Annotated in this window: 4 protein-coding genes and 2 pseudogenes; all 6 read left to right on the forward strand. The window is 54.4% G+C overall.

What is annotated here, in order from left to right:
* Nucleotides 1-123 precede the first annotated feature (123 nt).
* Nucleotides 124-1,002 (forward strand): DUF6017 domain-containing protein, encoded by an 879-nt coding sequence (locus B5F27_RS15705; protein WP_343214656.1) that lies wholly within the window; start codon nucleotides 124-126, stop codon nucleotides 1,000-1,002.
* Nucleotides 1,003-1,035: 33 nt separating this feature from the next.
* A pseudogene (locus tag B5F27_RS15710) lies at nucleotides 1,036-1,938 on the forward strand (ParA family protein).
* Nucleotides 1,895-2,815 carry a ParB/RepB/Spo0J family partition protein gene (locus B5F27_RS15715; protein WP_087368998.1) on the forward strand — a complete coding sequence of 307 codons (921 nt, stop codon included), beginning with the start codon at nucleotides 1,895-1,897 and terminating at the stop codon, nucleotides 2,813-2,815. The pseudogene B5F27_RS15710 and the gene B5F27_RS15715 overlap by 44 nt, the downstream one beginning before the upstream one ends.
* A gap of 51 nt (nucleotides 2,816-2,866) precedes the next feature.
* Nucleotides 2,867-3,319: a hypothetical protein gene (locus B5F27_RS15720; protein WP_087368999.1), complete on the forward strand. Its 453-nt coding sequence runs from the start codon at nucleotides 2,867-2,869 to the stop codon at nucleotides 3,317-3,319.
* A 93-nt stretch (nucleotides 3,320-3,412) separates the two neighbouring features.
* Complete coding sequence (locus tag B5F27_RS15725; RefSeq protein ID WP_087369000.1) at nucleotides 3,413-3,883, forward strand: PcfB family protein; 471 nt, start codon at nucleotides 3,413-3,415, stop codon at nucleotides 3,881-3,883.
* Nucleotides 3,880-4,356, forward strand: a pseudogene (locus B5F27_RS15730) (type IV secretory system conjugative DNA transfer family protein); the annotation flags it as partial. The gene B5F27_RS15725 and the pseudogene B5F27_RS15730, both read left to right, overlap by 4 nt.
* Nucleotides 4,357-4,462 lie beyond the last annotated feature (106 nt).

The raw sequence follows: 4,462 nt of genomic DNA on the forward strand, positions 1-4,462 counted from the left end.
GACTTGGACCTTGCTTTATACCAGGCGTTTGCTGCCGTTACTTCTTCGGACTGTCGTAACTGGTTTGCTTGTGCCGGTTATTGTTGATATTTTATGGGGTTGCTCTAAGAAAGGAGAACCATCATGGCGAACTACTTCACTGGCGGACAGGCTGACCTGTTTTCTTTCTATCGGCTGCCCAAAATCCTCTTTGCCGACCCGCGGTTCCGCGGGATTTCGGCAGAGGCCAAGATTCTGTACGGCCTGCTGTTGGACAGGATGAGCCTGTCGGTGAAGAACGGCTGGCTGGACAGCACCGGCCGGGTGTACATCATCTTTACCGTTGAGGAAATTATGGAGAGCCTGGCTTGCGGCAACAAGAAAGCGGTGGGTCTGCTGCGGGAGCTGGAAGAAAAGGCCGGTCTGATCGAGCGCAGGAGGCAGGGCCTGGGGAGGCCCAATCTGATTTATGTGAAAAACTTTACAGAAGTGTCGGAAAGCCACTTCCAGAAGTGTCAAAACGACACGTCCAGTGGTGTCATTTCCACACGGCAAGAGGTGTCAAAAGGACACGGTACTAAGACGAATCAGAATAAGACTGAGATGAGCGAGACTGATCCCTTCTTTTCCGGCGCGGACGCCGGAATGGAATCCGAAGGGAAAGATGACCGCGCCCTGTATCAGGATTATTTTTCTCAGGAACTGGGCCTCGATGCTCTGATGGAGGCCAATCCCGAAGATGAGGATATGCTGCGGGAAATGCAGGAGCTGCTGGTGGATACCGTGTGCAGCCATAGGAAGATGATCCGCATTGCCGGGGATGACAAGCCCTTTGAGGTAGTGAAAGGCCAGCTGATGAAGCTGAACAGCGACCATATCCGGTTTGTCCTGATGTGTTTGAAAGAGAACACCACCCAGGTGCGGAATATGCGGCAGTATCTGCTGGCTTCACTCTACAATGCACCCATGACCATGCACAATAGTTATGCGGCCCGGGTGCAGCACGACTTGAACGCAAAGTAACCGGTACCTGCCGGTGTGAAGGGGGGTGATAATTTGGCCCAAAAAGCAACCGTAATCGCCATAACCAACCAGAAAGGCGGCACCGGCAAGACCACGACCTGCGAAAATCTGGGGGTGGGTCTTGCTATGGAGGGCAAAAAGGTTCTGCTGGTGGACAACGACCCTCAAAGTTCTCTTACCATCAGCATGGGATGGCCCAAACCGGATGAACTGGACACAACTCTTGCTACCCTCATGGGCAAAGTGCTGGAGGATAAGCCCATCCAGCCGGGAGAAGGAATTCTCCATCACGCAGAGGGTGTGGACCTGATCCCGTCCAGCATCGAGCTGGCCGGGATGGAAGTGGGCCTTGTGAATGCCATGAGCCGGGAAAAGGTCTTGAAGCAGGTGCTGGAAAGCGCAAAACGGTCCTATGATTTCATCCTGCTGGACTGTACCCCCAGTCTCGGTATGCTCACCATAGTCGCTGCGCTCCTGTGGCCAGATGTGCGCACTTTGCGCGGATTGGCATCCATGTCCTGCGGACATTAGGCCATTAACGCTTTGGCCGCAGCAGATAGTGCCCTGATCCCGGTACAGGCACAATATCTGCCCGCCAAGGGTCTGGAGCAGCTTTTGCAGACTATTAGCAAGGTGCGGCGGCAGATCAATCCGCGATTGCGGATTGAAGGCATCCTTATGACCATAACCGACAGCCGAACCAACTACGGAAAGGAGATCGAAGCACTGATTCGGCAGGCCTACGGCAGCAAAATCAAGGTTTTTGCCCAGGGAATACCCCGCTCAGTGCGGGCAGCAGAAACCAGCGCCGAGGGCAAAAGCATCTTTGCCCACGATCCCAAGGGAAAGGTGGCGGAAGCCTACCGGGCATTGACGAAGGAGGTTGTGCAAAATGTCGAAAAACGGCGCAAACATCAGCTTGACCAGTTACGATGACATTTTTTCGACTGAGGAAAGCCGCCAGACCGAGCAGATTCAGCAAATCCCCATCGCAGACCTGCATCCCTTCAAAGACCACCCCTTCAAGGTGCTGGACGATGAAGCCATGCAGCGGACGGTGGAAAGCGTGGCTCAGTTTGGCGTATTGGCCCCGCTCATTGTCCGACCGCGGGAGGAAGGAGGCTATGAGATTATTTCGGGCCACAGGCGGCAGCACGCTGCCGAGCTGGCAGGGCTGAAAACCCTGCCGGTGATTGTCCGCAACATGGATGATGACCAGGCGGTGATTCAGATGGTGGACAGCAATTTGCAGCGCGAGAGCATCCTCCCCAGTGAGCGGGCTTTTGCGTACAAAATGAAGCTGGAAGCCATAAAAAAGCAAGGTGCTAGGTCGGATTTAACTTCTGGACAAATTGTCCAGAAGTCAAAACTTTCCATCGAAAAAGTGGCCGAGGATGCAGGAGAGGGATATAAAACAGTCCAGCGCTTCATACGTCTCACCAACCTGATCCCCGAACTGCTGGAACTGGTAGACCAAAAGAAAATATCCTTCAATCCCGCTGTGGAACTGTCGTACCTGACGGTCTCCGAACAGCGGGATTTTTTTGAGGCCATGCAGGACACCCAGAATGCGCCTTCCCTGTCCCAGGCTCAGCGGATCAAAAAACTGAGCCAGGCTGGAAAGTGCAGCTATGAGGCCATCTTTGACATCATGGGCGAAGAAAAGAAGGCCGAAATGGATCGCGTGACCATCAAAAACGATGTGCTGAAAAAGTATTTTCCCAAGTCTTACACCCCGCGGCAGATGGAGGAAACCATCCTGAAGCTCCTGGAACAGTGGCAAAAGAAGCGCCAGCGCGGTCAGGAACGCTGACCGGCTGGCAGAACAAACAGAACACAACACAAAAATTTGGAGGTAATGCCTATGGCAAACAAGAAAACCGCAACCACCATCACTACCCGGCAGATTTACGAGAAGGTCTGTGCCATGGAGAAAATGCTGAAGGAATGCCTGGAAGGTCCGCCCTTGGCAAAGGCAGAACCCCAGCCCTATCTGGCCGCCGCAGCTCCCGATCTGCCCCTGTCGGTCATCCGTCTGGCAGATGCCCCGGACATTCTGCCCTGCTTCGATGAAACCGATATGCTCTACGGGATCAAGGATATGCCTGTTATGATGAGCTACTGCCCGGAGCAGGTTATGCGAATCGGCGAGGAATACTACCTGACCGGCCCCATGATCTTTTTCAGAATTGATGAAAAGGGGTATACAGTATCCCTCACGGTGGACGATCTTTACCAGGTGGCCGAGTTCCTGGAAGATCGCACCGTTATCCTGATGACCGGCCCGGACAGCTTTACCGGCATCCGTCTGGACTGACCATGTGGGCGGGAATGGCACATTTTACGGCGGGAACCTGGTTTGGGTTCCTGACCGCAGTTCTGCTGCAGGCCGGAAAGGATGGTGAAGCTCATGCAGGAAGATATAGAGAACAGAACGATCAACTTTGCCATCAGCACCACCAAACTGACAGGGAGGACACTTCTGGCGGCGGCGCGTAAATTTTTGCAGTGGAGGGCAGGCAAGGCGCACAGCAAGCCGGTGGGCAAACAGAGCGTCAAGCAGCTGCTGCGGCAGGATCAGGGGGCCACCAACATCGAGATTGAGAAAACCGGCATCCGGGACTTCAAGCGGATTTTGGACAAGTACGGCGTGGACTACGCTATCACCAAGAACCACGACACCCCGCCGCGGTATGTGGTTTTCTTCAAGGCGCGGGACGCCGATACCCTGACCGCAGCTTTCAAGGACTACTCCGCCAAGCTGGTCAACAAAGAAAAACGCCCCAGCGTTCTGGAGCGTTTGGAGCAGTTCAAGGCCCTGGCTGCTGAGTTGCTGCCTGGCAAAATGAAGGAAAAGAGACAGGAGCGTGCCGACCGATGAACCAGAACACAAAACGCTTAATCCTGCTCAATCTGCCCTATATTCTGACCGGTCTCTACACCACCAACTTGGGCTGGGCATGGAGAATGGCAGCGGGTGCCAATATCTCCGAGAAGATGCAGTCTCTGTTGAACGTTCTCCCGGACGCACTGGGGCGGATTATCCCCAGCGTTCACCCTCTGGACCTGCTGGTGGGCCTATGCTGTGGCGCTGGTCTGCGTTTGGTGGTCTACCTCAAGGGCAAGAACGCCAAGAAGTACCGCCATGGCAGCGAATATGGTTCGGCCCGCTGGGGAACCCATGCAGATATCGAACCTTACACTGACCCGGTATTTCAGAACAATGTGATTCTCACAAAGACCGAGTGTCTGACCATGAACAGTCGCCCGAAGGACCCCAAAACTGCCCGGAACAAGAACGTGCTGATTGTGGGCGGCTCCGGCAGCGGCGAGACACGCTTCTGGATCAAACCCAGTGCGCCCGTAGGGGCGGTATAAACGTTACTGTAAGCAAGTAATAGGTTAAAGCATCATGTGGCAATAGCCGCAGCCTATCCTTCCCCGTCTTACCCCAAAAGGG

This window comes from Faecalibacterium sp. An192, from assembly GCF_002160175.1.
In the GTDB taxonomy this organism is placed as follows: Bacteria; Bacillota; Clostridia; order Oscillospirales; family Ruminococcaceae; genus Faecalibacterium.